This is a genomic window from Mesorhizobium sp. B2-3-11 (assembly GCF_006442215.1).
In the GTDB taxonomy this organism is placed as follows: domain Bacteria; phylum Pseudomonadota; class Alphaproteobacteria; order Rhizobiales; family Rhizobiaceae; genus Mesorhizobium; species Mesorhizobium salmacidum.
Genome location: NZ_VFVS01000002.1, coordinates 69,456 through 92,216, shown reverse-complemented (window position 1 = coordinate 92,216; position 22,761 = coordinate 69,456). Strand labels below are relative to the sequence as shown.

Sequence of the window (22,761 nt, the reverse complement as noted above, 5' to 3'; positions counted from 1 at the left end):
TCAGGCACCCTTCCCGGTGACCGCCTGCATGCCCACCGATTTCGGGCTGAACGAAGCGAACAGAGCCTGGATATAGGGCCTGAACATGTGCTCCAGGGCGCCGGCGAAGAGGATGACCAACCCTTGAATGATGACGATCATGTCGCGGCTGATCGCCGGCATCTCGAAGGCGAGTTCGGCACCGCCCTGGTAGAGCATGCCGAACAGGATCGCCGCCAGCACGATGCCGACCGGATGCAGGCGGCCCATCAGCGCCACGGCGATACCGACGAAACCGGCGCCCGAAACAAAGTCGATCGCGACATTGTGCTGGTCGCCCATCACCGGATTGAGCGCCATCATGCCGGCCAGCGCGCCCGAGATCATCATCGCGGTAATGATGATGCGGGTTTCCGAAATGCCGGCATAGCGAGCCGCCTTCGGGCTGTGGCCATAGGTGCGCATCTCGTAGCCGAGCCTGGTGCGCCAGATCAGCAGCCAGACCAGCAAGGCCATCACCAGCGCCAGCAGGAAGCAGACATTGAGCGGCGCCGAGCGGATCTTGGCGCCGAACAGTTCGATGATCCAGTTTAGCTTCGGCAGTTCCGCGCCGGCGAGGAAGTTGCGCGTCTGTGGCGCCTGCGAGCCCGCCGGCTTCAACGGACCGACCAGCAGGTAGACCATGATCGATGCGGCGATGAAGTTGAACATGATCGTCGTGATGACGATGTGCGAGCCTCGCCTGGCCTGCAGGTAGGCGGGGATCAGCGCCCACAATGCGCCCACAAGCGCCGAAGCGACGATGGCCAGCGGAAATGTCAGCCACCAGGGCAGCGTGCTATCGAAGGAAAGACAGACAATGGCGATGCCGAGGCCGGCGATGTAGGCCTGTCCCTCGGTGCCGATGTTGAACAGGCCGCAATGCGCCGCCACCGCCACCGAAAGCCCGGTGAATATGAAGGTCGTGGCATAGAACAGGGTGAAGGCGATGCCTGTGCCCTTGCCGAAGGCGCCTTCGACCAAGATGACGGCGGCGCGGAGCGGGTTTTCGCCGACCAGCATGACGACGAAACCGGCGACGATGAAGGCGACCGACAGGTTGATCAGCGGGATCAGCCCATAATCGGCCCAGGCTGGCAATTTGGCGTAAGGGGTGCTCATTGCGCGGCCTCCTGATGTTCGACACCGGCCATCAGCAAGCCAAGCTCGCCTTCGGTCGCCTCGGGGCCGCGCTCGCCGACGATGCGGCCGGCAAACATCACCAGGATGCGGTCGGAAAGCGAACGGATCTCGTCGAGCTCGACCGAGACCACCAGCACCGCCTTGCCCTGGTCGCGCATCGCGATTAGGCGCTTGTGGATGAATTCGATGGCGCCGACATCGACGCCGCGCGTCGGCTGGCCGACGATCAGCACGCCCGGGTCCTGTTCGATTTCCCGTGCGAGCACGATCTTCTGTTGGTTGCCGCCGGAGAAATTGGCGGTCTTCAGGCGCGGATTGCCGGGACGGATGTCGTATTTCTCGATCTTGTCCCTGGCATCGGCCATGATGGCATCGATGTTGAGGAACGGTCCTTTGAGGTAGCGGGGATCGTCATGGTAGCCGAGAATGGAATTCTCGTTCTCCTCGAAGGCCAGCACCAGCCCGACATGATGGCGGTCTTCCGGCACGTGGGCGAGGCCGCGGTCGCGCAATTCGCCGGGATCGGCCTTGCCGGTGAGATCGATCGGCTTGCCCTCGAGCATCACGGAACCGGAAACGGCATGCCTGATGCCGGAAATCGCCTCGAGCAGTTCGGATTGGCCGTTGCCGGCGACGCCGGCGATGCCGACGATCTCGCCGGCGCGCAAATCGAAGGAGACGTCGTCGACCATGGTGACGCCGCGGGAATCCCTGACCGTCAGGTTCTTGACCACGAGCTTGACGGCACCGGCCTCGGCCTCGCCCTTTTCGACCCTCAGCAGCACGCGCCGCCCGACCATCAGTTCCGCCAGTTCCTCGACAGTGGTTTTCCTGGTCTCCCGGGTCGCCACCATCGTGCCCTGACGCATCACCGACACGGTGTCGGTGATGGCCATGATCTCGCGCAGCTTGTGGGTGATCAGCACCACCGTCTTTCCCTGTTCCTTCAATTGCCGGAGGATGCGGAACAGGTGGTCGGCCTCGGCCGGCGTCAAAACGCCCGTCGGTTCGTCGAGGATCAGGATTTCGGCGCCGCGATAAAGCGCCTTCAGGATTTCGACACGCTGCTGCAGGCCGACCGGCAGTTCCTCGATGATCGCATCGGGATCGACTTCCAGCCCGTATTCGCGCTCCAGCCGGTCAAGCTCGGAGCGCGCCTTGGCGATGCTGCTCTTCAGAAGCGCATCGGTTTCGGCGCCGAGGATGATGTTCTCCAGCACCGAGAAATTGTCGACCAGCATGAAATGCTGGTGCACCATGCCGATGCCGAGCGCGATCGCGTCGTTGGGTGTCTTGATCGACGCCGGCTGGCCGCCGACACGAATCTCCCCGCTATCGGCCTGGTAGAAACCATAGAGGATCGACATCAGCGTCGACTTGCCGGCGCCGTTCTCGCCGACGATGCCGTGGATGGTGCCGCGCGCGATCTCCAGATTGATGTCGCGGTTGGCGCGCACCGCGCCAAAACTCTTGTTGATGCCGATCAGTTCGATTGCGGCTTGCGCCATGCAGCCCGTCCCACTCTTATTTTTTATCGCTTGGTCAAGACGCCTAGCATGACGCTCCGCCCGTGCCAATTGTCCGGAGCAGCCTCCACTCTCGACAAATCCCCGCGCGCTTGTCAATTTCGAACGTGGCCGAAGCTCTCGCATTCGCTAATATGCAGAGGTCGATTTGACATTGCGGCGCAAGGTGTCGCGGTACAAAACTGAGGACTTTGCATGATCATGCCCACCGACCGGCTGACGACACTGGAAATCCGCGCCGCCGAGCAGGAAAAGACCATCGAGGAACTGTCGGGCCAGATCGCCGAGCAGTGGAAGGTGATCGAACGCATGCAGCGCAAGCTCGATGCGCTGACCGACCGCTTCCTGGCGCTCGAAGAGCAGGTGGCACCGGACGTGCCAGTGACCAAACCGCCACACTGGTGAGGAAAAGGGGAGGATCCTGGCCATGGCCGGTGAAAGCGATCGCATCGCAAGGGCCGACGACTATGTGCTCGGCCTGATGAACGATGCCGAGCGCGAGCGGGCCGAGCGCGATCTCGAGATCGATCCTGCCTTCCGCGACGCGGTGGTGCAGCTCGCCGAACGCATGCATGTTTTCGATCGCACCGAAAAACCAGCAGGCGCCAATCATTGGGCGCTGGTTGCGCAACGCCTCGCCGAATTGCCGCAAATGCGCAGCGTTGGCCTGGGCGGCAACGATGCCAGGTCACCGACAGTGATCCGAAGCCTGTCCCGGCCACCACACGGCGTCGGCGTGCACGCGCCTGGCGGCCGGCGTGGGTACGTCATTGCCATCGGGCTGATAGTGGTCTTCGCGCTCGGTTACTTGGCCGGCAAGCTATAGGCCGATGCAAAACCGCCGGGCATTGCCCGGCGGTTCCAGTCATTGCCGTATGGCGCCGCCGATCAATAGGGGCAGGCGTTGTCGGCGGTGTAGTCGTGGACCTTGACCGTGCCGGCGATGATGTCGGCCTTGGCCTTTTCGACCGCCGCCTTCATCTCGGCCGTTACCAGCGCCTTGTTGTTGTCGTCCATGGCGTAGTCGACGCCACCTTCCTTGAGGCCGAGATTCTCGACGCCACCCTTGAAGGTGCCGTTCTTGCCGTCCATGAAGGCGGTGTAGACGGCAACGTCAACGCGCTTCAGCATCGAGGTCAGCACCTTGCCGGGCTGCAGGCCGTTCTGGTTGGAATCGACACCAATGCCGAGCTTGCCGGCATCGGCCGCTGCCTGCAGCACGCCGACGCCGGTGCCACCGGCGGCCGCGTATACAACGTCGGCGCCCTGGTCGATCTGCGTCTTGGCGATCTCGCCGCCCTTGGCCGGATCGTTCCACGCCGCCGGCGTGTCACCAGTCATGTTCTGGATGACGTCGGTCGCGCCGGCCGACTTGGCGCCGCCGACATAGCCGCATTCGAACTTGCGGATCAGCGGGATGTCCATGCCGCCGACGAAGGCAACCTTCTTCGACTTCGACGCCATCGCCGCCATGATGCCGACGAGATAGGAACCTTCATTCTCCTTGAACACCAGCGAGCGGACATTGGGCAGGTCGACGGCATCGTCGATGATGGCGAAGTTGAGGTCCGGGTATTCGGCCGCGACCTTCTTCAGCGCATCCTCCCAGGCAAAGCCGGCCATGACGATCGGGTTGTGGCCGTCCTCGGCGAAGCGGCGCAGCGCCTGCTCGCGCTGCGAGGCGTTCGACACTTCGAACTCGACATAAGGGGTGCCGGTCTCGGTCTTGAACTTCTCGGCGCCGTGATAGGCAGCCTCGTTGAAGGATTTGTCGAATTTGCCGCCCAGATCGTAAAGGATGGCCGGCTGGACATCCGCGGCGAAAGCCGGAAGAACCATTGCGGTTGCGGCCAGGAGGCCGAGAACGATACGTTTCATGTGATCCACACCCTGTCGGTTATTTTTTCCGTTACGCACCGCCTGCCTGCCCGGTTCTCCGGCCGGCAAACGACGTCAGCCAGGAGTGTATTCCCCTCCCGCTCCCGGGCAATCTGGCACGGCCCGAAACAAAATTCACGCGGAATTTTGACCTTTTGGAAAAGCTGCCGCGGGCAAGCCACACAGCGATCTGACCTTGTGTGCAAGCCGTGAGGAGGCGGCCGGAATGGTGCAGGCGATGGGTCAGTTCGCCGCGAACTGTCCCGTGCGCCGCTGCCGCCGGTAGCCGATGGCGTAAAGCAGGAAGGCCAGCACCGCGAATACGGCAAAGCCCGGCTGGTTGAGCACCCAGGCGATGACGCCATCCCACAGCAGCGGACTGGCCTTGGTGCGGACGAAGCCTTCGAAGGCGGCCCGCGTGTCCGGCGAGACGGCCAGCCAGCTCGCGTTGAGGGGGGTCAGCACAAGGGCAGAAGCCGCCACCGTGCGCGTCGTGTCGAGCACCGCCATGATGACGGAAACCGACAGCGCGACCATGGCTGCAAGACGAAAGACGAAGCGAAACATCAAGGCTCTCCCCCGGTCCCTCCTGGACGCCAACCAGGAGACCTCCGGCACATGTCCCGAAACCAGAAATAGAATGCGTGCGGCTTGTCCGCAATCGGGATACGCGAATTTGAAGCCCCGCGCTTGCTGAACCCTATGCGGCCGGCTCGCGCCGGCGGCGGTGAACGAGCAAGACGGCAAGAATGCCCCCGGCAATGGCGCCGACCACCAGCCCGGCCAAGCCGATGAAGGCGGCAAAGTAGCCGCAGCCGCCCTCGAAGCAACTGACCTCGGCGACATCGGCGATCACCGAGCCAGCCAGGAAGCCGCCAACGGCGCCGATGACCGCGCCCAGGATGATGCCGAGCAAGGCAGCGACGATGGAAACGAAGACCGATGGCGCTTCGGCTTGCTGCCTGGCATAGACGCCTTCGACGCCGGAGCCGCGGCGCAGCAGATAGATGCAGAGCAGGCCGATGGCGATTTCGGCGCCGCCTATGAGCAAGCTCCTGGCGGAGAAGACGAAATCGGGCACGGCAAGCACATAAGCCAGCCTCGCCAGCACCCAGACGATGGTCGTCACCTGCCAGATGATGAAGTGGCGCGGGAAACGCGCCGAGCGGCCAAAGGCAAGGCCGAGAAGGTAGAGTCCCCACAGAATGGTGATGATGTCGACGGCAAGCCCGCCGAGGAGGAAATAGAAGATCCTGTCCGGCAGGCCGGAATTGCCGGTCAGCCACCAGGCCGAGGCCAGGCCGTAGACCGACCAAGCCATGACGAAGATGAGCCAGCCCACCGGCACGTAGGACAGCCCGCTGTCCGGGTGCCCTGTCGGCGCCTGTCCACTGTCCGGCGTTCCGCCCGGTTTTTCACTGCTTGAAGACATCTCCGGACGATGCCCCCCCCGCAAAGCCTCCGCTTCACTCGACAGCTGGGCCGCGGCGAAGTCAAGCGCGGCCGGCCCTACGGCCATGGCTGTGCACACCATTCGGGCGGTGGCGGCTTGAAAAACGGGTGCGACGCAGCTTGACGAAGCTGTGTGTGGCCGGCAAAGCGAATAGACCGCCGTTATGGCTTGGCATTCGGCGCGGGATCGACTAGATGAGCCCCGCGCCTGTTGCTTTGACGGCTCAGGTGCGAAGGGAAGGTGTTCGCGGGTTGGCGGCACCCACGGCGCTGATATCGCGTGCCGGCCTCCCTGAAGGGACTGCATTGTCCCCAACCCGCGCGGCGAAACCGGCCAACGCGAAAAATGCAAGGACGGAGAGGTGGCCGAGTGGTTGAAGGCGCACGCCTGGAAAGTGTGTTTACGGGAGACCGTAACGCGGGTTCGAATCCCGCTCTCTCCGCCATAACCACTTGATTTTCCTGAGTAATTTGAAAATTTTTCAAACCTTGCCCGCCAAGAAGCCCTGTCATCGGAAATGCCATTGGATGCGACTGCGTGCAACAGCATCCTACAGCGCGTCACTGCGTTAGGCCGCAATTCCCGCCTGGCGTTGGCTTGGGATGGTCCTTTGCCGCTTTCACAATACGCCGCCTGATAGTCGGTGCCACCTCCAAACCGTGGCTCGCTGGTAGTCGTCGAAGGCGACCCTCTATCGCCGGTGGCCCGCCGCCTACCCCGAAACCTTTATAAGATTCCTATTTCTTTGCCCTCCGTCCCGTCTCGAACCTTTATGGCGATCGGGTCCATATAACACGCCGACAGAAGCTTTGAATGCCATCGCCATCGAGGCGACGAACAAGCGCGAGCGGTTTTTGGCCTCTTCGATTGTGGCCGAAAGACAGTGAAAGCAAGGAAGGCAATCATGGACGTCATTGTTCTCGGGATCGGGGTTTTGTTCTTCGCCCTGTCCATCGTCTACGTCAAAGCCTGCGACAGAATCTGAGCGGAAGGGTCGAATCATGCTTTTCGATTACATCCTCGGTGGTGGCGTGACCTTGTTCCTGCTCGCCTACCTCACCTATGCCCTCATTCGTCCAGAGCGTTTCTAATCCACCGGCGCACGGAAGCTACATCATGACCATGAACGGATGGATACAGATCCTCCTCTATTGCGGGATCCTCGTTTTGCTGGTGAAGCCGCTCGGCTTCTACATGCACCGCGTCTTCAAAGGTGATCGCACGCCGCTTTCGCCGATCTTCCGCCCGGTCGAACAGGGGCTCTACCGCATTTGCGGAACCAGCGAGCGCGAGGAACAGCACTGGGCCAGCTATGCGGTGGCGCTGCTGCTGTTCAACCTGGCAGGCTTCCTGGTGCTCTATATGCTGCAGCGCCTGCAGGGCGGCCTGCCTTACAATCCGGCAGGCATGAGCGCGGTCGACCCGGCGCTCGCCTTCAACACTGCCGCCAGCTTCATGACCAACACCAACTGGCAGAACTACGGCGGCGAAAGCACGATGTCCTACCTCGTGCAGATGGCTGGCCTGACTGTCCAGAATTTCGTTTCGGCCGCCACAGGCATTGCCATTGCGATCGCGCTGATCCGCGGCTTCGCCCGCGCTTCCGGAAGATCGATCGGCAATTTCTGGGTCGATATGACGCGCGCCACGCTCTATGTGCTTTTGCCGCTCTGCGTCGTGCTCACCTTGGTCTATGTCTGGCTCGGCATGCCCCAGACGCTCGGGCCTTACGTCAACGCCACCACGCTGGAGGGAGCCAGGCAGACGATCGCGCTCGGCCCGGTCGCCTCGCAGGTCGCCATCAAGATGCTCGGCACCAATGGCGGCGGGTTCTTCAATGCCAACGCGGCACATCCATTCGAAAACCCCGATGCCATCTCCAACCTGATCCAGATGCTGTCGATCTTCGTCGTCGGCGCTGCCTTGACCAACGTCTTCGGCCGCATGGTCGGCAACCAGCGTCAGGGCTGGGCGATCCTGGCCGCCATGGGCGTGCTGTTCATCGCCGGCGTCGCCGTCTGCTATTGGGCGGAGGCCGCGGGCAATCCGCTGGTGCATGCGCTCGGCATCGACGGCGGTAACATGGAAGGCAAGGAGACCCGTTTCGGCATCGCGCTCTCGGCGCTGTTCGCGGTCATCACCACGGCTGCCTCCTGCGGCGCGGTCAACGCCATGCATGACTCGTTCAGCGCGCTCGGCGGCATGATCCCTCTCATCAACATGCAGCTCGGCGAGGTCATCGTCGGCGGCGCCGGCGCCGGCTTCTACGGCATGCTGATGTTCATCCTGATCGCCGTCTTCGTCGCCGGCCTGATGGTCGGCCGAACGCCCGAATATCTCGGCAAGAAGATCGAGGCCAAGGAGGTCAAGATGGCGATGCTGGCCATCCTGTGCCTGCCGCTGGCGATGCTGGTTTTCACCGCCATCGCGGTGGTGCTGCCGAGCGCCGTCGCGTCGATCGCCAATGGAGGGCCGCACGGCTTCTCCGAAATCCTCTACGCCTACACCTCGGCGGCGGCCAACAATGGTTCGGCCTTCGGCGGCCTCAGCGGCAACACGCCCTGGTACAACATCACGCTCGGCATCGGCATGCTGATGGGCCGTTTCCTGGTCGTCATACCGGCGCTCGCCATCGCCGGCGCGCTGGCGGCGAAGAAGACCGTGCCCGCCTCGGCCGGCACCTTCCCGACCGACGGCCCGCTGTTCGTCGGGCTGCTGGTCGGCGTCATCGTCATCGTCGGCGGCCTGACCTTCTTCCCGGCGCTCGCCGTCGGACCTGTCGTCGAGCACCTGGCAACGATTCATGGACAAACATTCTGAGGCAGACATGTCCTGGTTCAGCAACAAGCGCCGCAATGTCAGGCATCGGGCCGATCCGGGGAAGGAGGGAATGCCGCCTCCTTTCCCGACCCTGTCGACATTTCTTGGGCTTGCCGCCGCCATGATCGCGCTCTGGCTGCTGGCCTACGGGCTTCCTCATCTCTTTCCGGCGTCCGACCAATCGGTGCCGCACATCAATACTGAAGCCGGAGCTTCAAAATGAGCCAGTCAAAATCGGCCAGCATCATGGATGCCGGCATCCTGTGGCCCGCCATCGGCGGTGCCTTCCGCAAACTCGATCCGCGCACGCTGGCCCGCAATCCGGTCATGTTCGTCGTCGCCGTCGTGTCGGCGCTGACATCGGTGCTGTTCGTCAAGGACCTCGTCACCGGTGGCGGCGATCTGCGCTTCACGCTGCAGATCATCATCTGGCTGTGGTTCACGGTGCTGTTTGCCAATTTCGCCGAAGCCGTCGCCGAGGGGCGCGGCAAGGCGCAGGCGGATTCCCTGCGCAAGGCGCGCACCGAAACCCAGGCCAAGCTTTTGACGGGCGAGGATCGCACCAAGTTCAAGCTGGTGCCCGGCACCGGTTTGAAGGTCGGCGACATCGTCCTCGTCGAGGCCGGCGACATTATCCCGTCCGACGGCGAGGTGGTGGAAGGCGTCGCCTCGGTCAACGAGGCGGCGATAACGGGCGAGTCCGCGCCGGTCATCCGCGAATCCGGCGGCGACCGCTCGGCGGTCACCGGCGGCACGCAGGTGCTCTCCGACTGGATCCGCGTGCGCATCACCGCCGCCGCCGGCCATACTTTCCTCGATCGCATGATCTCGCTGGTCGAAGGCGCCGAGCGCCAGAAGACGCCGAACGAAATCGCGCTCAACATCCTGCTCGTCGGCATGACGCTGATCTTCGTGCTGGCCACCGCGACCATCCCGAGCTTTGCCTCCTACTCAGGCGGCTATATCTCGGTGACCGTGCTCGTCGCGCTGTTCGTGACCCTTATCCCGACCACGATCGGCGCGCTGCTGTCGGCCATCGGCATTGCCGGCATGGACCGCCTGGTGCGCTTCAATGTGCTGGCCATGTCGGGCCGCGCCGTCGAAGCCGCCGGCGACGTCGACACGCTGCTGCTCGACAAGACCGGCACCATCACGCTCGGCAATCGCCAGGCGACCGAGTTCCGCCCGGTCAGGGGTGTCAGCGAGCAGGAACTGGCCGACGCGGCACAGCTTGCCTCGCTCGCCGACGAGACGCCGGAAGGCCGCTCGATCGTGGTGCTGGCCAAGGAGAAATATGCCATCCGTGCCCGCGACATGGCGACATTATACGCCACGTTCGTGCCCTTCACGGCACAGACCCGCATGAGCGGCGTCGACGTAGACGGCTCTTCGGTGCGCAAGGGCGCGGTCGATTCGATTCTGACCTATGTCAGCCAGCCGACATCAGCCACACACGGCACACGGCCGGGAAGCGATACCGTGCGCGACCTGCAGGCGATCGCCGACGAGATCGCCAAATCGGGCGGCACGCCGCTGGCGGTCGAGAGGGACGGGCGGCTGCTCGGCGTCGTCCACCTCAAGGACATCGTCAAGGGGGGTATCCGCGAGCGCTTCGCCGAACTGCGCAGCATGGGCATCCGCACGGTGATGATCACGGGCGACAATCCGATGACGGCGGCAGCCATCGCGGCGGAAGCCGGCGTCGACGACTTCCTTGCCCAGGCAACGCCCGAGGACAAGCTGAAGCTGATCCGCGACGAACAGGCCAAGGGCAAGCTGGTCGCCATGTGCGGCGACGGCACCAACGACGCGCCAGCCCTTGCGCAGGCCGATGTCGGCGTGGCCATGAACACCGGCACGGTCGCCGCCCGCGAGGCCGGCAACATGGTCGACCTCGACAGTGATCCGACCAAGCTCATCGAGATCGTCGAGATCGGCAAAGCGCTGTTGATGACGCGCGGATCGCTGACCACCTTCTCGATCGCCAATGACGTCGCCAAGTACTTCGCCATCATTCCGGCCATGTTCGCCGTCTTCTACATCGCGCCAGGCCAAACGACGGGCCCGTTGCAGGCGCTCAACATCATGCACCTTGCGACACCGCAGAGCGCCATCCTGTCGGCCATCATTTTCAACGCGCTGATCATCATCGCGCTGATCCCGCTGTCGCTGCGCGGCGTGAAATACCGGGCGATCGGCGCCGGTGCGCTGCTCAGCCGCAACCTTCTCGTCTACGGCCTCGGCGGCATCGTCGTGCCGTTCGTCGGCATCAAGATAATCGACATGGCCATCACGGCCCTCGGCCTTGCATAAGGATCATTCCGATGCTCAAGCAAATCAGACCCGCGATCATCATGATCATCTTCTTCACCGTGCTGACCGGGCTCGTCTATCCCATCGGCATGACCAGCATCGCCCAGGCGCTGTTCCCGCGCCAGGCCAATGGCAGCCTGATCGAGAAGGACGGCAAGGTGGTCGGCTCCGAACTGATCGGCCAGGCCTTCGCCAGCGACAAGTATTTCCACGGACGACCTTCGGCGGCGGGCAATGGCTATGATGCCGGCGCCTCGGGCGGCTCCAATCTTGGCCCGACCAATCCGAAGTTGATCGAGCGCATCAAGGACGGTGCCGGGAAGCTGAAGGTGGAAAATCCGAATGCGCCGGTGCCGATGGACCTGGTGACCACATCCGGCAGCGGCCTTGATCCGCAGATCAGCCCCGAGGCCGCTTATTTCCAGGTTCCGTGCGTGGCCAAGGCAAGGGGCATCGACGAAGCCAAGGTCAAGGCGCTCGTCGACAGCCAGGTCGTGGACCGGGAGTTGGGCGTGCTCGGCGAGCCGACGGTCAATGTGCTGGCTCTCAATCTAGCGCTGGATGCCGCGAAATAGGTGATGGCCGGCGCCGGGGATCGACACGGTCCCCGGCGCCATTCATGATCGGACCCGATGCCGGACAACAGAAGCTACGTCGAAAACAGACCATCTCCCGACGCGCTGCTAGAGCATGCCGGGCGGGAAGGGCGCGGCCGTCTGCGCATATTCCTGGGTGCGGCACCGGGTGTCGGCAAGACTTACGAGATGTTGATGTCGGGCCGTGCCAGGCTGGCCGACGGTGTCGACGTGGTGATCGGCGTGGTCGAGACGCATGGCCGCAAGGAAACCCGGGCCCTGGTCGAGGGGTATGAAGTCATTGCCCGCCGCAAGGTCGATTACAGGGGGCGTGTCCTCGACGAGATGGATATCGATGCCATCCTTGCCCGGCGTCCGGCGCTGGTCCTGGTCGACGAACTCGCCCACACCAACGCGCCCGGCAGCCGCCACCCCAAGCGTTATCTTGACGTCCAGGAAATCCTGGCGCGGGGCATCGACGTCTATACGACGCTCAACATCCAGCATGTCGAAAGCCTGAACGACGTCGTCGCCCAGATCACGCGGGTCAGGGTGCGCGAGACGGTGCCCGATTCCATCATCGACCAGGCCGACGATGTCGAAATCATCGATCTGACGCCCGACGACCTGATCAAGCGGCTGGGGGAGGGGAAGGTCTATTTCCCCAATACGGCGCAGCGTGCCGTCGAGAACTATTTTTCGCCGGGCAATCTGACCGCGTTGCGGGAATTGGCGCTGCGGCGTACCGCCCAGCGCGTCGACGAGCAGTTGCTCAACCACATGCAGTCCCACGCCATCCAGGGGCCGTGGGCTGCCGGGGAACGGGTTCTCGTCTGCGTCGATGCGCGTCCGGGCGGGGCGGCCCGCATTCGCTACGCACGCAGGCTGGCCGACAGGCTTCGTGCGCCATGGACGGCACTTCATGTCGACACGCCTCGCTCGGCCGGCATGTCCGAGGACGACAAGGACAGGCTCGCCACACTCCTGCGCCTGGCCGAGCAGCTCGGCGCCGAGGTGACGACCATTCCGGGCCAGAGCGTCGCGCAGGACATCGTTCGCCATGCGACGGCGAACAATTTCACCCACATCGTGGTCGGCAGGCCGACCCGGTCGCGCTGGCGGGAACTGATCGAGGGATCGCTCACTTATGATCTGATCCGCAATGCCGGCGACATCAGCGTCCATGTCATCTCCGGAACGGAGCGGGACACCGAGACGCCTTCCAGGAGAGTGAGCGCGGCAGCCGAGCAGAGGCAGTTTCAGGCCAAGCCGTATTTGCTCGCCACGGCTTACGTTGCCGGATCATTGGCCCTCAGCACTGTTCTCGACCAGTTCCTCGACGTTCGCAACCTGGCGATCGTCTTCCTGCTCTCCGTGCTGACATCGGCGGTGGCCGGTGGTCTCTGGCCGGCGCTTTACGCCTGTTTCCTCAGTGTCCTTGCCTTCAACTATTTTTTCCTCGAGCCGCGCTACACTCTGACGATCCGGGATCCCGAGAGCATCGTCGCGATTGCCGTCTTCGTCGCCGTTGCCGTCATCGCCAGCAACCTGACGGCGCGCGTCCAGCGTCAGGCCGCCGCCGCCCGCTCACGGGCGCGGGCGACCGAGGACATCTATCTGTTCTCGAAGAAGCTCGCCGGCGCCGGCACGCTCGATGACGTGCTCTGGGCCACCGCCTTCCAGATAGCCTCGATGCTGAAGCTGCGCGTGGTGCTGCTGCTGCCGGAAGACGGCACCATCACCGTCAAGGCAGGCTATCCGCCCGACGACACGCTGGCCGAGGCCGACATCGCCGCCGCCCGCTGGGCCTGGGAGCACAACCGTGCCGCCGGACGCGGCGCCGACACACTGCCCGGCGCCAAGCGCCTCTATCTTCCCTTGCGTACGGGACGCACGGCAATCGGCGTCGTCGGTCTCGACAATGACAAGCAGGGCCCCCTTTTGACGCCCGAGCAACAGCGGCTGCTCGACGCGCTGGCAGACCAGGCGGCGGTGGCGATCGAACGCGTCCAGCTCGTCGCCGATGTCGACCGCGCCAAGCTGGCCGCCGAAGCCGACCGGCTGCGCTCGGCGCTGCTGACATCGATTTCGCATGACCTGAAGACGCCGCTCGCGGCCATCATGGGGGCGGCAGGCACACTCAAGGAGTTCGCGCCCGACCTGCCCGAGCAGGACAGGGCGGAGCTTCTGTCGACGGTGATCGACGAATCGGAACGGCTGAACCGCTTCATCGCCAATCTGCTCGACATGACCAAGATCGAGTCCGGTGCGATCGAGCCGAATTACGCCCTTCACTATCTGGGAGATATCGTCGGTACGGCACTCGACCGTGCCCGCAAGATCGCCAGCGAACACAAGATCGAGGTCGATATTCCGCCCGACCTGCCGATGCTGAGGCTCGATCCGGTGCTGTTCGAGCAGGTCCTGTTCAACCTTCTCGACAATGCGTCGAAATATTCGCCGCCGGGCTCGGCGATCCGCGTCCAGGCCTGGGTCGACAATGGCTCTGTCATCGTGCAGATCATGGATGAGGGGCCGGGCATTCCGGCGCAGGACCTCGAACGCGTGTTCGACACCTTTTACCGGGTGCGCAAGGGTGATCAGGTGCGCGCCGGCACCGGGCTCGGCCTGTCGATCTGCCGTGGCTTCGTCGAGGCGATGGGCGGCACGATCGCGGCCGCCAACCGGACCGACCGCCCTGGTGCCGCCTTCACCATCAGGATGCCGGTGCCGGCGCAAGCGCGCGGTGTCGGCAACCGCGGCGACGAACCCGGCGTGGACCAGCCTCGATGACCAATTCGAATGTCAGGATACTGGTTGTCGATGACGAGCCGCCGATCCGCAAGCTGCTGCGGGTCGGCCTTGCCAGCCAGGGCTACGGGGTCAGCGAGGCGCCGAACGCCAAGGTGGCGATCGAGCTGATGGAACAGGAAAAGCCGGATCTGGTGTTGCTCGATCTCGGCCTGCCCGGCATAGGGGGCCACGACCTGCTGCGCAAATGGCGTGACGAGGGCGTCGACATTCCCGTCGTCATCCTCTCCAGCCGCACCGACGAGGCCGGCATCGTCAGCGCGCTCGAACTCGGCGCCGACGATTATGTCACCAAGCCGTTCGGAATGAACGAACTGGTGGCGCGCATCCGCGTTGCGCTGCGCCACAAGTTCCAGCAACAGGGCGAAAAGCCGCTTTTCCAGAGCGGCGACCTCAGCGTCGATCTGGTCAAGCGCATCGTCAAGGTCGAGGACAGGGAGGTGAAGCTCTCGCCGAAGGAGTACGACATACTGCGCATCCTGGTGCAGCATGCCGGCAAGGTGCTGACCCACCACTTCATCCTGAAGCAGATTTGGGACGATTCGACAGATGTGCAGTATCTCAGGGTCTATGTGCGCCAGCTCAGGCAGAAGATCGAAAAAACCCCCGACCAGCCGCGCTACATCACCACCGAGACCGGGGTCGGCTACCGCCTGCGTGTCGAGTGAATAACCTGTCCGATAGAACCTGCGTCAGCCGATGGCTGCGAGCGGCCGATTTGCCGCCGCCGATATCCGCAAGGCGGCGAGGCAGCCGAGAACGCCGAGCGGCACGAAGGCAAGGAACAGCCAGCTCGCGACACCAGCGGCCGCGTCATGGTTCAGGCCTTGCGAAAAACCGCTGGCATTGGCGACAATGCCGGCAAGGGCGGCACCCACGGCATAGCCGATGCGCTGCATGGTCGGCACCGCGGCCGAGGCGATGGTCTGTTCGTCGTCCGGGGCGGAGGCGACGATGACGCGGGTCAGGAACGGCCAGGCAATGCCGAAGCCGCCGCCCTGCAACAGGGCGCAGACCAGGATCAGCGCGATCGAGCCCAGTGGTATCGTGTAGGCGAAGCCGGCGATGCCCGCCGCGATCATCAGTGCGCCGCAGACGATGATCAGCCTTTCGCGCCGTGGCGGCGCGTTGGCGACCAGGATCGACAGGATCGACCAGGCGATCGATTCGGCGGCGATGATGTAGCCGGTGGTCAGCAACGGAATGTCGTGCAGGCTGGTCAGCAGCAGCGGCCCGTAGACGCCGAAGGAGCAGGTCGCGATGGAAAAGGCGGCGACCATGGTCATGCCGGCGCCGACCGGCGTGCGCCATGAGAACAGCCGCGCCGGGAAAAGTCGGGAGCGCGGCTTCAGCGCATCGATGTAGAAGAACAGCGCGAGACCTGCCAGCCCCAGCACGATCAGCAGCGAGGAACGCGGCAGGGTGATGTCGACGCCGGCTGAGGCGATCAGCACCACGGCAATGGCAAGGCAGCCAAGCGCCATGAACGGAAAAGGCGGCGCCTTGCCGGCGCTCGTGCTGGGTCTTGTCGCTTCCGGCGTGTCGAGCACGAGGAAGCTTGCCAGCGCCATGGCGGTGCCGCCGAGAGTGAAGACGCCGAAGGCCCAGCGCCACGACAGCAATTCGGTCATAACAGCGCCGAGGAGCGGACCGCTGAACGCCGCGACGCCCCAGATCGCCGACATGATGCCGAAAAGCTGCGGCCAGATGGCACGCGAAAACAGCCGTTCGACCGAGACGAAGGCCAGCGACACCAGCGCGCCGCCGCCCAGCCCCTCGATCAGACGGCCGGCCAGGAACAATTGCATCGAAGGCGAGGTGGCGCAGATCAGCGCCCCGGCCGCGTAAAGCAGGGCCGCGACCACCATGTTGGTGCGCAGCGCCACATAGCTCACCAGCCGTCCCGCCGCCGCACCGGCGACGATGGCGCCGAGTTCGTAGATCGCCAGCGACCAGCCGACGAGCTGCACGCCGGCCAGTTCGCCGACCATGGCCGGCATGACGGTCGCCACCATCGTCTCATTGGTGGCATGAAGCAGGATGCCGAGGCTGATGAAGCAGAAGCGCGCCAGGTCGCCGCTTGCCCACAATGCGCGCCAGTCGACCCTGTTTGTGCTGATCTCGGTCATGTCCATCCCTGCTTTGCCTATCTCGATGCAGCCGCACGGCACCAGAAGCCAACGCGAGGCTTCCGGCAGGACCATGCGCGCCGCGTCGAGACGCTGTTTTGCTCGGGACGGGTTTGTAGAACCTCAACCGCGATTGAGCTCAAGCGATTTTTTCGAGATATGTTTGGACCAGCGTCGTCCTGGATGCACCGCTTGCCGGCAAGCATGATTTGCAATCCTGGCAGCGGCGATAGCTGTCCTCGGCATGGCGTCCCCCAAAAAACAAACGGCGCGGAACCATCCTATTCGGTTCCGCGCCGCAGAGTGGAGGGTCTGGAGCCGAGGCCCTAAACCGCTTATTTGAGCGAGTGGATCAGCTCCAGCGAAGTCACCGCCACGGCGAGATTGACGCCGGTCTGCGCCTGGACGCTGAGCGGCTCCAGCATGAAGGCGCTGTCGAAGCCACCGACGAGCAGGTTGGCGCCGCCACCGGTCACAACGCTCGCCTCGGCGTTGACGCCGTAGTAGCTGCCGGCAAGGTCGCCCGCGTCACGGTCGCGCGTCGCGGCAAAAACCGCCCAGATGAGCTGGCCCTGATGCGTCTTGCCGACATCGACACCGAGCTTCGAGATGACGCCTGTATAGATTTCCGACGGCCCGTGATGATGGGGCCGGAAGACGCAGGACACGCCCTTGTTGGACGTCACGATATAGCCGGTGCCGCCATCGATGGTGCAGTCGAGCGTGCCGAGTTGCAGCCTGCCGGCGCTGGCCGGAGCGGCAGCGAAAACGGTCGTTGCAAGAGCAGCGGCGCAGACGAGTTTCTTGATCATGGGGAGGGTCCTTTCGCAATCAGTCTTCAGTAACGTCTCGAGCGCCGCGACCGTTCCGCCGAAAACTTGGCGCGAACAAGGCAGGGGTTAACGGCTTGTCGCGGGGGTTAACACACGGCTGCCGGATTGGCGGCGATCCGCCGCGCCGCGTGTCCTTTCGCACACGCACGATGCAATGGGGCGCTTGGCGCGGGCTTGCGGAAGCCGATGTCAGCTGACGCGGGCGAGGCCGTCCTTGGCCGGCTGGTAGGTGGGGTTGAGGCGCACGGCCTCGCGATAGGCCTTCGCCGCCTTTGCCTTGTCGCCGCGCCGTTCGTAGATCAGCGCCTGGTTGGCCCAGGCCTCGGCGTTCTGGCCGTCGAGCTTGATGGCCATGTTGAAGTCGGAGAAGGCGTTGTCCTCGTCGCCGGTCGCAAGATAGGAGAGGCCACGGCCGTTGTAGGGCTCGGCGGCGTCAGGGGCCAGCGAGATGGCGGTCGAGAAGTCCTCGATGGCGAATTTGTGTTGGCCCTGGCTCTGATAGATCAGGCCGCGATTGTGGTATGCGCGGGCATCCGTCGTGTCGAGCTGGATCGCCTTCTGGAAGTCGGTGAAGGCATCCTGGGTGCGGCCCGCCTTGCGGTAGAGATTGCCGCGGCCGATATAGGCGGCGTCGTAATTGCCGTTGATCTGGATCGAGCGATTGTAGTCCGCGAGTGCGGCTTCCTGGTTGCCGAGGAAGCGCTGGATGAGGGCCCGGTTCGAATAGGCCTGGTAGAAATTCGGGTTGAGCTGGATGGCCTGGTTGAAGTCCTTGAGCGCCTGCTGGTACTGGCCGCCGCGGCCATAGGCCGAACCGCGCACATTGTAGCCTTCAGGATCCTGGGGATTGCGCTGGATGACCGCCGACAGCGAGGAGATGTTCTCGCTCGAGCCTTGCGCCTTGTCGATGTTGTTGAACTCGCCGGCCGGGCCCGACGTCTGGCAGCCGGCAAGCACCAGTCCGGAAAGCAGGGCCGCTGTCAGGGCGAAACCACGCAATGCGGTCCCGCGCTCCACGCTTGTTGCGTTCATGTCTGCCCTGTCCTCACTTGCGCCGTCGTTCAGGTCCGGTTCCCCCCTCCGGGCCGGGTCACAATCAAAATAAAAGGGTGGCGGCGATTCCGCATCGCGCCACCCTGGTATCCTTCGAAAAGGACGAAATATTGGCGATAATCAGCGCGGCGGACGCGCTGCACCGGCGGCACCGCCAGCAGCAACCGGACGCGGGGTCATCGGCAGCAGGCCTTCGCGCTGTGCGCGCTTGCGGGCCAGCTTGCGGGCGCGGCGAACGGCTTCGGCCTTTTCACGGGCGCGCTTCTCGGAAGGCTTCTCGTAGTGGCCGCGCATCTTCATTTCGCGGAAAATGCCCTCGCGCTGCATCTTCTTCTTCAGCGCGCGAAGCGCCTGATCAACGTTATTGTCGCGGACGAGTACCTGCACGGGCAATCCTGTCTTTCGGGTTTGATATCAACAGGCAAGCAGCCATAGCCACAAGCCTCCGCGGCGCTCGACACCACGAATTGTGGCGGCTGATAGCAGAATCAAGCCTCGCTGTCCACAGTCGAAATGACGGACGACAGCCAATTGCCACGGTCGCCTGGAGATAGGGTGCCTGTTACGCCGTGGCCAGGTGCAGCCGCTCGAAATCCTCGAAGAACTCACCGTAATCGCAGGTGATCTCCTCGCCGACGGCGATATCCCGGGTCGCGGTGGCGCCGCCATATTGCGAAAAATCGGTGTTCGGGGTCGCCGAATGGTTCATGAAGCGGCCATTGTCGACCTCATAGACGATGAACCCGGGCTTGTCCGGGCTCGGATAGGCATAACGGTCGAGCAATTCCTTCAGGGGCTGCGGCGCCGTCTCGTATTTGTCCATCGGGATCAGCCGATCGAAATCCGGATCCAGGCGCCAGATCGAGGCGCCCTTCCGGATGGGCTCGGCAGCGAACATGCCGACGCCTTCGATTGCACTCTGGGCGACATAGGTTCGGATCAGCATCATGGTTCCAGGACCCGTCTTGGCAAGAAGACCCGTTTAGATAGAAACGGAATCGCCAAATCGCGCCGAAAAAGCAAGACCGGCGGCCTGCGTCACAACGACGAACAGGCCTGTCCCGGCAAAAAATCCTTCACGTCCGGTTGATCGACACTCCGCCATCCGCAAACAGCGCGGTTCCCGTGGTGAAGCTCGAGGCGTCGGAGGCAAGGTAAAGCGCGGAGCGGGCGATCTCTTGCGGCTGCGCCATGCGCTTCAGGGCGTGGAGGCCCTCGACGAAGGCGCGGGCCTCAGGCGTGGTCGTCGTCGCGCCTGGCGTGTCGGTCCCGCCGGGCAGCAGCGCGTTGACGCGCAGCCCCTTCGGTCCGTATTCGGCGGCCAACACCTGCGTCAATCCGATCAGGCCGGCCTTGGCCGCGGCGTAGGCGGCCATGCCCGGCATGCCGGCGGTGTAACCGACAAAGCTCGACGTGAAGATCAGCGAGCCGCCGCCGTGCTCGAGCATGGCCGGTATCTGATACTTCGCACCGAGAAAGGCGCTGGTCAGATTGGTGTCCATCGTTCCGTGCCATGTCTGTGCCGACATGTCGGGGACAGGACCCATCGGTCCGACGGAGCCGGCATTGTTCAACGCGATGTCGAGTCCACCGAAGCTGCCGACCGCCAGCTCGACGAGAGCTTTCGCGTAGGTCTCGTCGGTAACATCCCCCGCGAGAGCGACAGCCGTGCCTCCGGCGTCCTCGATTTCAGCGGCGAGTGCATCAAGCTCGGTCTGGCGGCGAGCGGAAATGACCAGCTTGGCGCCTTCCTCCGCGAACAGTTTGGCGGTGGCATGGCCGATGCCGGAACTGGCGCCGGTGACGATGGCGATCTTGTTGGAAAGTGCGAGCATGTTTGGCATCCTTGTCCTTCGCGCCAGCTTTGCCGGCGATCGGATGCTTCATCGCAAATCGGCAGGACAGCAGCCACCCGAAAACCGCAGAGGCTCGCGTCAACTATTGCCGGAGCAGCCAAGCCAATCGGTCCAGCGAGAACACGTAGCTGATGACGATCAGCACGGCCATGATGGTGCCCGTGGCGGCATGGCCTGCCACATGGAAACCGGCCGCGCCGCCGAACATGACGACGAATTCCAGCGCCAGCCTGACAGCGCCCGGCACCTGTACCGGTGCACTCCCTGAACGGCTTGGATCGCCGGGCACGGCAAAAATCCCCCACAACGCTGCAGCGATGAGTGGCAAGGCAAGGGCCAGGACCCAGTGCCACCAGCCCTCGAAAAGGCTCCAGCCTGCCATGCCGAGGCCAAGCAAGGCTGCCAGCTCCAGCAGGAAGCGCAATGTGAGATTCCACCAAGCGTTGCCCACCATCCATCCTCCGAATCCCCGACGCCGGGAAGTGTGACTGAAGGCAATCATCGGGGCCAGACCGGATACCTCTTTTTCAGCGCGGCGCAAAACGGCAAGCGCCGTCGCAAACAGCGCAAGGATGGCAGCGCTGTTTCGCTAGTGATACACCTCGCGCGCTGGGCCGAAGGAAGACCCGGCTGCACTCCGCGAGACCTTTTGGCGCGAGGCTGGACCGTGAAGAAATACTCTGTATTCGCCATCGCCCGCGAGGCCATGCGCGGCCACAAGGGCTGGGAGGAACAATGGTCCTCGCCGGAGCCCAGGAAGGAATACGACGTCATCATCGTCGGCGCCGGCGGTCATGGATTGGCCACCGCCTATTATCTCGCCACCGTGCACGGCATCACCAATGTCGCGGTGCTGGAAAAGGGCTGGCTGGGCGGCGGCAATACCGGCCGCAACACCACCATCATCCGATCCAACTATCTCTATGACGAGAGCGCAGGGATTTACGACCATGCGCTGAAGCTGTGGGACGGGCTCTCCCAGGAGCTCAACTACAACGTCATGTATTCGGCGCGCGGCGTCATGATGCTCGCCCACAATGTGCACGACATCCAGGTGCTGAAGCGCCATGTCCATGCCAACCGGCTGAACGGCATCGACAATGAATGGCTGACGCCGGAGCAGGCCAAGGAATTCTGTCCGCCGCTCAATACCTCGAAAGACGCGCGCTATCCGGTCGTCGGGGCTGCCCTGCAGCGCCGCGGCGGCACGGCGCGCCATGACGCGGTCGCCTGGGGCTATGCGCGCGGCGCTTCGGCGCGCGGCGTCCACATCATCCAGAACTGCGAGGTCACCGGCGTCAAGCGGGCTGCCAACGGCGCGGTCACAGGCGTCGATACGACGCGCGGTTTCATCGGCGCCAAGAAGGTCGGCGTCGTTGCGGCCGGCCATTCCTCGGTCATCATGAACATGGCCGGCGTGCGCATGCCGCTGGAGAGCTACCCGCTGCAGGCGCTGGTGTCGGAGCCGGTCAAGCCGGTTGTGCCTTGCGTTGTGATGTCGAACACGGTGCACGCCTATATCTCGCAGTCCGACAAGGGCGAACTGGTGATCGGCGCCGGCACCGACCAGTATGTCTCCTATTCGCAGACCGGCGGACTTCACATTCTTCAGCATACGCTGGACGCCATCTGCGAGATGTTCCCGATCTTCACGCGCATGAAGATGCTGCGTTCGTGGGGCGGCATCGTCGACGTGACGCCCGACCGCTCGCCGATCCTGGCCAAGACGCCGGTGCCCGGCCTCTACGTCAATTGCGGCTGGGGCACGGGCGGCTTCAAGGCCACACCGGGCTCGGGCCATGTCTTTGCCCACACCATCGCCAAGGACGATCCGCATCCGATCAATGCGCCTTTCACCATCGAACGCTTCCGCACCGGTCGCCTCATCGACGAGGCGGCGGCCGCAGCGGTGGCGCACTGATGATGATGACTGATATCGCTGTCGCGATGCCGCTGATGCTGGCGGGGGAACAGGGCATGTTCCATGTTCCGACGGCGCAGGAGGTGCGGCTGCAGCCGATCAGCCGTGCCGGAAACGAGACCGGCTGGCCGTTTTCGGTCGACGAGGGAATGCTCGCCTGCGTCTGGAGCGTCGGCCAGAAAGTGGTGATGTTCTACGAGGGCAGACCGCATGGGCTGGATGAGGACGAGGATTTCCAACCGCGTGGCGTCATCGTTACGACAGATCCGATGCAGCTGACGCTCGGCAACATGGCCAACCGCGATCTCTTCAGTGCGGCGACGAGCGTCGAGGAGCGGCTGCGACTCGTCGCTCCCTTCATGACCATGGGCCAGAAGCTTTGCGATCAACCGGCGGGCGCGCGCGTCGGCCACGGCGAATTGTAGGAACAAA

23 protein-coding genes and 1 tRNA gene are annotated in these 22,761 nt (G+C 63.8%); 12 read left to right on the top strand and 12 right to left on the bottom strand.

Features of this window, described 5'->3' with window-relative positions; genetic code table 11:
- Together FJ960_RS03840 and FJ960_RS03835 are read right to left on the bottom strand one after the other, a co-directional pair.
- Positions 1–1,140, bottom strand: a complete 1,140-nt coding sequence (locus FJ960_RS03840; RefSeq protein ID WP_140711998.1) for an ABC transporter permease — start codon at positions 1,138–1,140, stop codon at positions 1–3.
- On the bottom strand, positions 1,137–2,669 hold the full coding sequence (locus tag FJ960_RS03835) for an ABC transporter ATP-binding protein (protein WP_140711996.1): 1,533 nt from the start codon (positions 2,667–2,669) through the stop codon (positions 1,137–1,139). The genes FJ960_RS03840 and FJ960_RS03835 overlap by 4 nt, the downstream gene beginning before the upstream one ends.
- 216 nt (positions 2,670–2,885) lie before the next feature.
- On the opposite strand from FJ960_RS03835, the gene FJ960_RS03830 reads away from it, so the two are divergent.
- Together FJ960_RS03830 and FJ960_RS03825 are read left to right on the top strand one after the other, a co-directional pair.
- Entirely contained in the window at positions 2,886–3,092 is a 207-nt protein-coding gene (locus FJ960_RS03830) for a SlyX family protein (protein WP_181174153.1), read from the top strand.
- Positions 3,093–3,114: 22 nt separating this feature from the next.
- Entirely contained in the window at positions 3,115–3,513 is a 399-nt protein-coding gene (locus FJ960_RS03825) for a hypothetical protein (protein WP_140711992.1), read from the top strand.
- 62 nt (positions 3,514–3,575) lie between these two features.
- Here FJ960_RS03825 and FJ960_RS03820 read toward each other — a convergent pair whose 3' ends face one another.
- The 3 genes from FJ960_RS03820 to FJ960_RS03810 form a co-directional block, all read right to left on the bottom strand.
- Entirely contained in the window at positions 3,576–4,565 is a 990-nt protein-coding gene (locus FJ960_RS03820; protein ID WP_140502920.1) for a BMP family ABC transporter substrate-binding protein, read from the bottom strand.
- A gap of 243 nt (positions 4,566–4,808) precedes the next feature.
- Positions 4,809–5,132, bottom strand: coding sequence for a hypothetical protein (locus FJ960_RS03815; protein ID WP_140502918.1), 324 nt, complete (start codon positions 5,130–5,132; stop codon positions 4,809–4,811).
- 133 nt (positions 5,133–5,265) lie between these two features.
- Positions 5,266–5,997: a DUF2569 domain-containing protein gene (locus tag FJ960_RS03810; protein ID WP_246672609.1), complete on the bottom strand. Its 732-nt coding sequence runs from the start codon at positions 5,995–5,997 to the stop codon at positions 5,266–5,268.
- A gap of 376 nt (positions 5,998–6,373) precedes the next feature.
- Here FJ960_RS03810 and FJ960_RS03805 point away from each other — a divergent pair.
- From FJ960_RS03805 to FJ960_RS03770, 8 genes are all read left to right on the top strand, one after another.
- A tRNA-Ser gene (locus FJ960_RS03805) sits at positions 6,374–6,463 on the top strand.
- A 556-nt stretch (positions 6,464–7,019) separates the two neighbouring features.
- On the top strand, positions 7,020–7,109 hold the full coding sequence (gene kdpF / locus FJ960_RS03800) for a K(+)-transporting ATPase subunit F (RefSeq protein WP_032919213.1): 90 nt from the start codon (positions 7,020–7,022) through the stop codon (positions 7,107–7,109).
- A 25-nt stretch (positions 7,110–7,134) separates the two neighbouring features.
- Positions 7,135–8,838 (top strand): potassium-transporting ATPase subunit KdpA, encoded by a 1,704-nt coding sequence (gene kdpA, locus FJ960_RS03795; protein ID WP_140711988.1) that lies wholly within the window; start codon positions 7,135–7,137, stop codon positions 8,836–8,838.
- On the top strand, positions 8,822–9,061 hold the full coding sequence (locus FJ960_RS03790; protein ID WP_246672608.1) for a hypothetical protein: 240 nt from the start codon (positions 8,822–8,824) through the stop codon (positions 9,059–9,061). Before kdpA ends, FJ960_RS03790 begins: the two co-directional genes overlap by 17 nt.
- A complete protein-coding gene (gene kdpB / locus FJ960_RS03785) occupies positions 9,058–11,151 on the top strand; it encodes a potassium-transporting ATPase subunit KdpB (protein ID WP_140711986.1) in 2,094 nt (697 codons plus the stop codon). The genes FJ960_RS03790 and kdpB overlap by 4 nt, the downstream gene beginning before the upstream one ends.
- Positions 11,152–11,162: 11 nt before the next feature.
- Positions 11,163–11,726, top strand: a complete 564-nt coding sequence (gene kdpC, locus FJ960_RS03780; protein ID WP_140711984.1) for a potassium-transporting ATPase subunit KdpC — start codon at positions 11,163–11,165, stop codon at positions 11,724–11,726.
- Between the two features lie 57 nt (positions 11,727–11,783).
- Positions 11,784–14,519 carry a sensor histidine kinase KdpD gene (locus FJ960_RS03775; RefSeq protein WP_140711982.1) on the top strand — a complete coding sequence of 912 codons (2,736 nt, stop codon included), beginning with the start codon at positions 11,784–11,786 and terminating at the stop codon, positions 14,517–14,519.
- On the top strand, positions 14,516–15,205 hold the full coding sequence (locus tag FJ960_RS03770; RefSeq protein ID WP_140711980.1) for a response regulator transcription factor: 690 nt from the start codon (positions 14,516–14,518) through the stop codon (positions 15,203–15,205). Before FJ960_RS03775 ends, FJ960_RS03770 begins: the two co-directional genes overlap by 4 nt.
- Positions 15,206–15,229: 24 nt before the next feature.
- Here FJ960_RS03770 and FJ960_RS03765 read toward each other — a convergent pair whose 3' ends face one another.
- From FJ960_RS03765 to FJ960_RS03735, 7 genes are all read right to left on the bottom strand, one after another.
- Entirely contained in the window at positions 15,230–16,666 is a 1,437-nt protein-coding gene (locus tag FJ960_RS03765) for an MFS transporter (protein WP_140711978.1), read from the bottom strand.
- Positions 16,667–17,001: 335 nt separating this feature from the next.
- Positions 17,002–17,478, bottom strand: coding sequence for a DUF992 domain-containing protein (locus FJ960_RS03760; RefSeq protein WP_027142989.1), 477 nt, complete (start codon positions 17,476–17,478; stop codon positions 17,002–17,004).
- Positions 17,479–17,688: 210 nt separating this feature from the next.
- Positions 17,689–18,531: a tetratricopeptide repeat protein gene (locus FJ960_RS03755; protein WP_027142988.1), complete on the bottom strand. Its 843-nt coding sequence runs from the start codon at positions 18,529–18,531 to the stop codon at positions 17,689–17,691.
- Positions 18,532–18,672: 141 nt separating this feature from the next.
- Positions 18,673–18,939 carry a 30S ribosomal protein S21 gene (gene rpsU / locus FJ960_RS03750; RefSeq protein WP_010911429.1) on the bottom strand — a complete coding sequence of 89 codons (267 nt, stop codon included), beginning with the start codon at positions 18,937–18,939 and terminating at the stop codon, positions 18,673–18,675.
- A 175-nt stretch (positions 18,940–19,114) separates the two neighbouring features.
- Positions 19,115–19,501, bottom strand: coding sequence for an SET domain-containing protein-lysine N-methyltransferase (locus tag FJ960_RS03745; RefSeq protein ID WP_027142987.1), 387 nt, complete (start codon positions 19,499–19,501; stop codon positions 19,115–19,117).
- 127 nt (positions 19,502–19,628) lie between these two features.
- Positions 19,629–20,387, bottom strand: a complete 759-nt coding sequence (locus FJ960_RS03740) for an SDR family oxidoreductase (RefSeq protein ID WP_140504343.1) — start codon at positions 20,385–20,387, stop codon at positions 19,629–19,631.
- A 103-nt stretch (positions 20,388–20,490) separates the two neighbouring features.
- The gene (locus tag FJ960_RS03735; protein ID WP_246672606.1) at positions 20,491–20,862 is read right to left on the bottom strand and encodes a DUF2568 domain-containing protein; all 372 of its coding nucleotides are present in this window, start codon (positions 20,860–20,862) and stop codon (positions 20,491–20,493) included.
- 213 nt (positions 20,863–21,075) lie between these two features.
- On the opposite strand from FJ960_RS03735, the gene FJ960_RS03730 reads away from it, so the two are divergent.
- Together FJ960_RS03730 and FJ960_RS03725 are read left to right on the top strand one after the other, a co-directional pair.
- A complete protein-coding gene (locus tag FJ960_RS03730; RefSeq protein ID WP_140504341.1) occupies positions 21,076–22,329 on the top strand; it encodes a sarcosine oxidase subunit beta in 1,254 nt (417 codons plus the stop codon).
- 2 nt (positions 22,330–22,331) lie between these two features.
- Entirely contained in the window at positions 22,332–22,754 is a 423-nt protein-coding gene (locus FJ960_RS03725; protein ID WP_140712334.1) for a hypothetical protein, read from the top strand.
- Positions 22,755–22,761 lie beyond the last annotated feature (7 nt).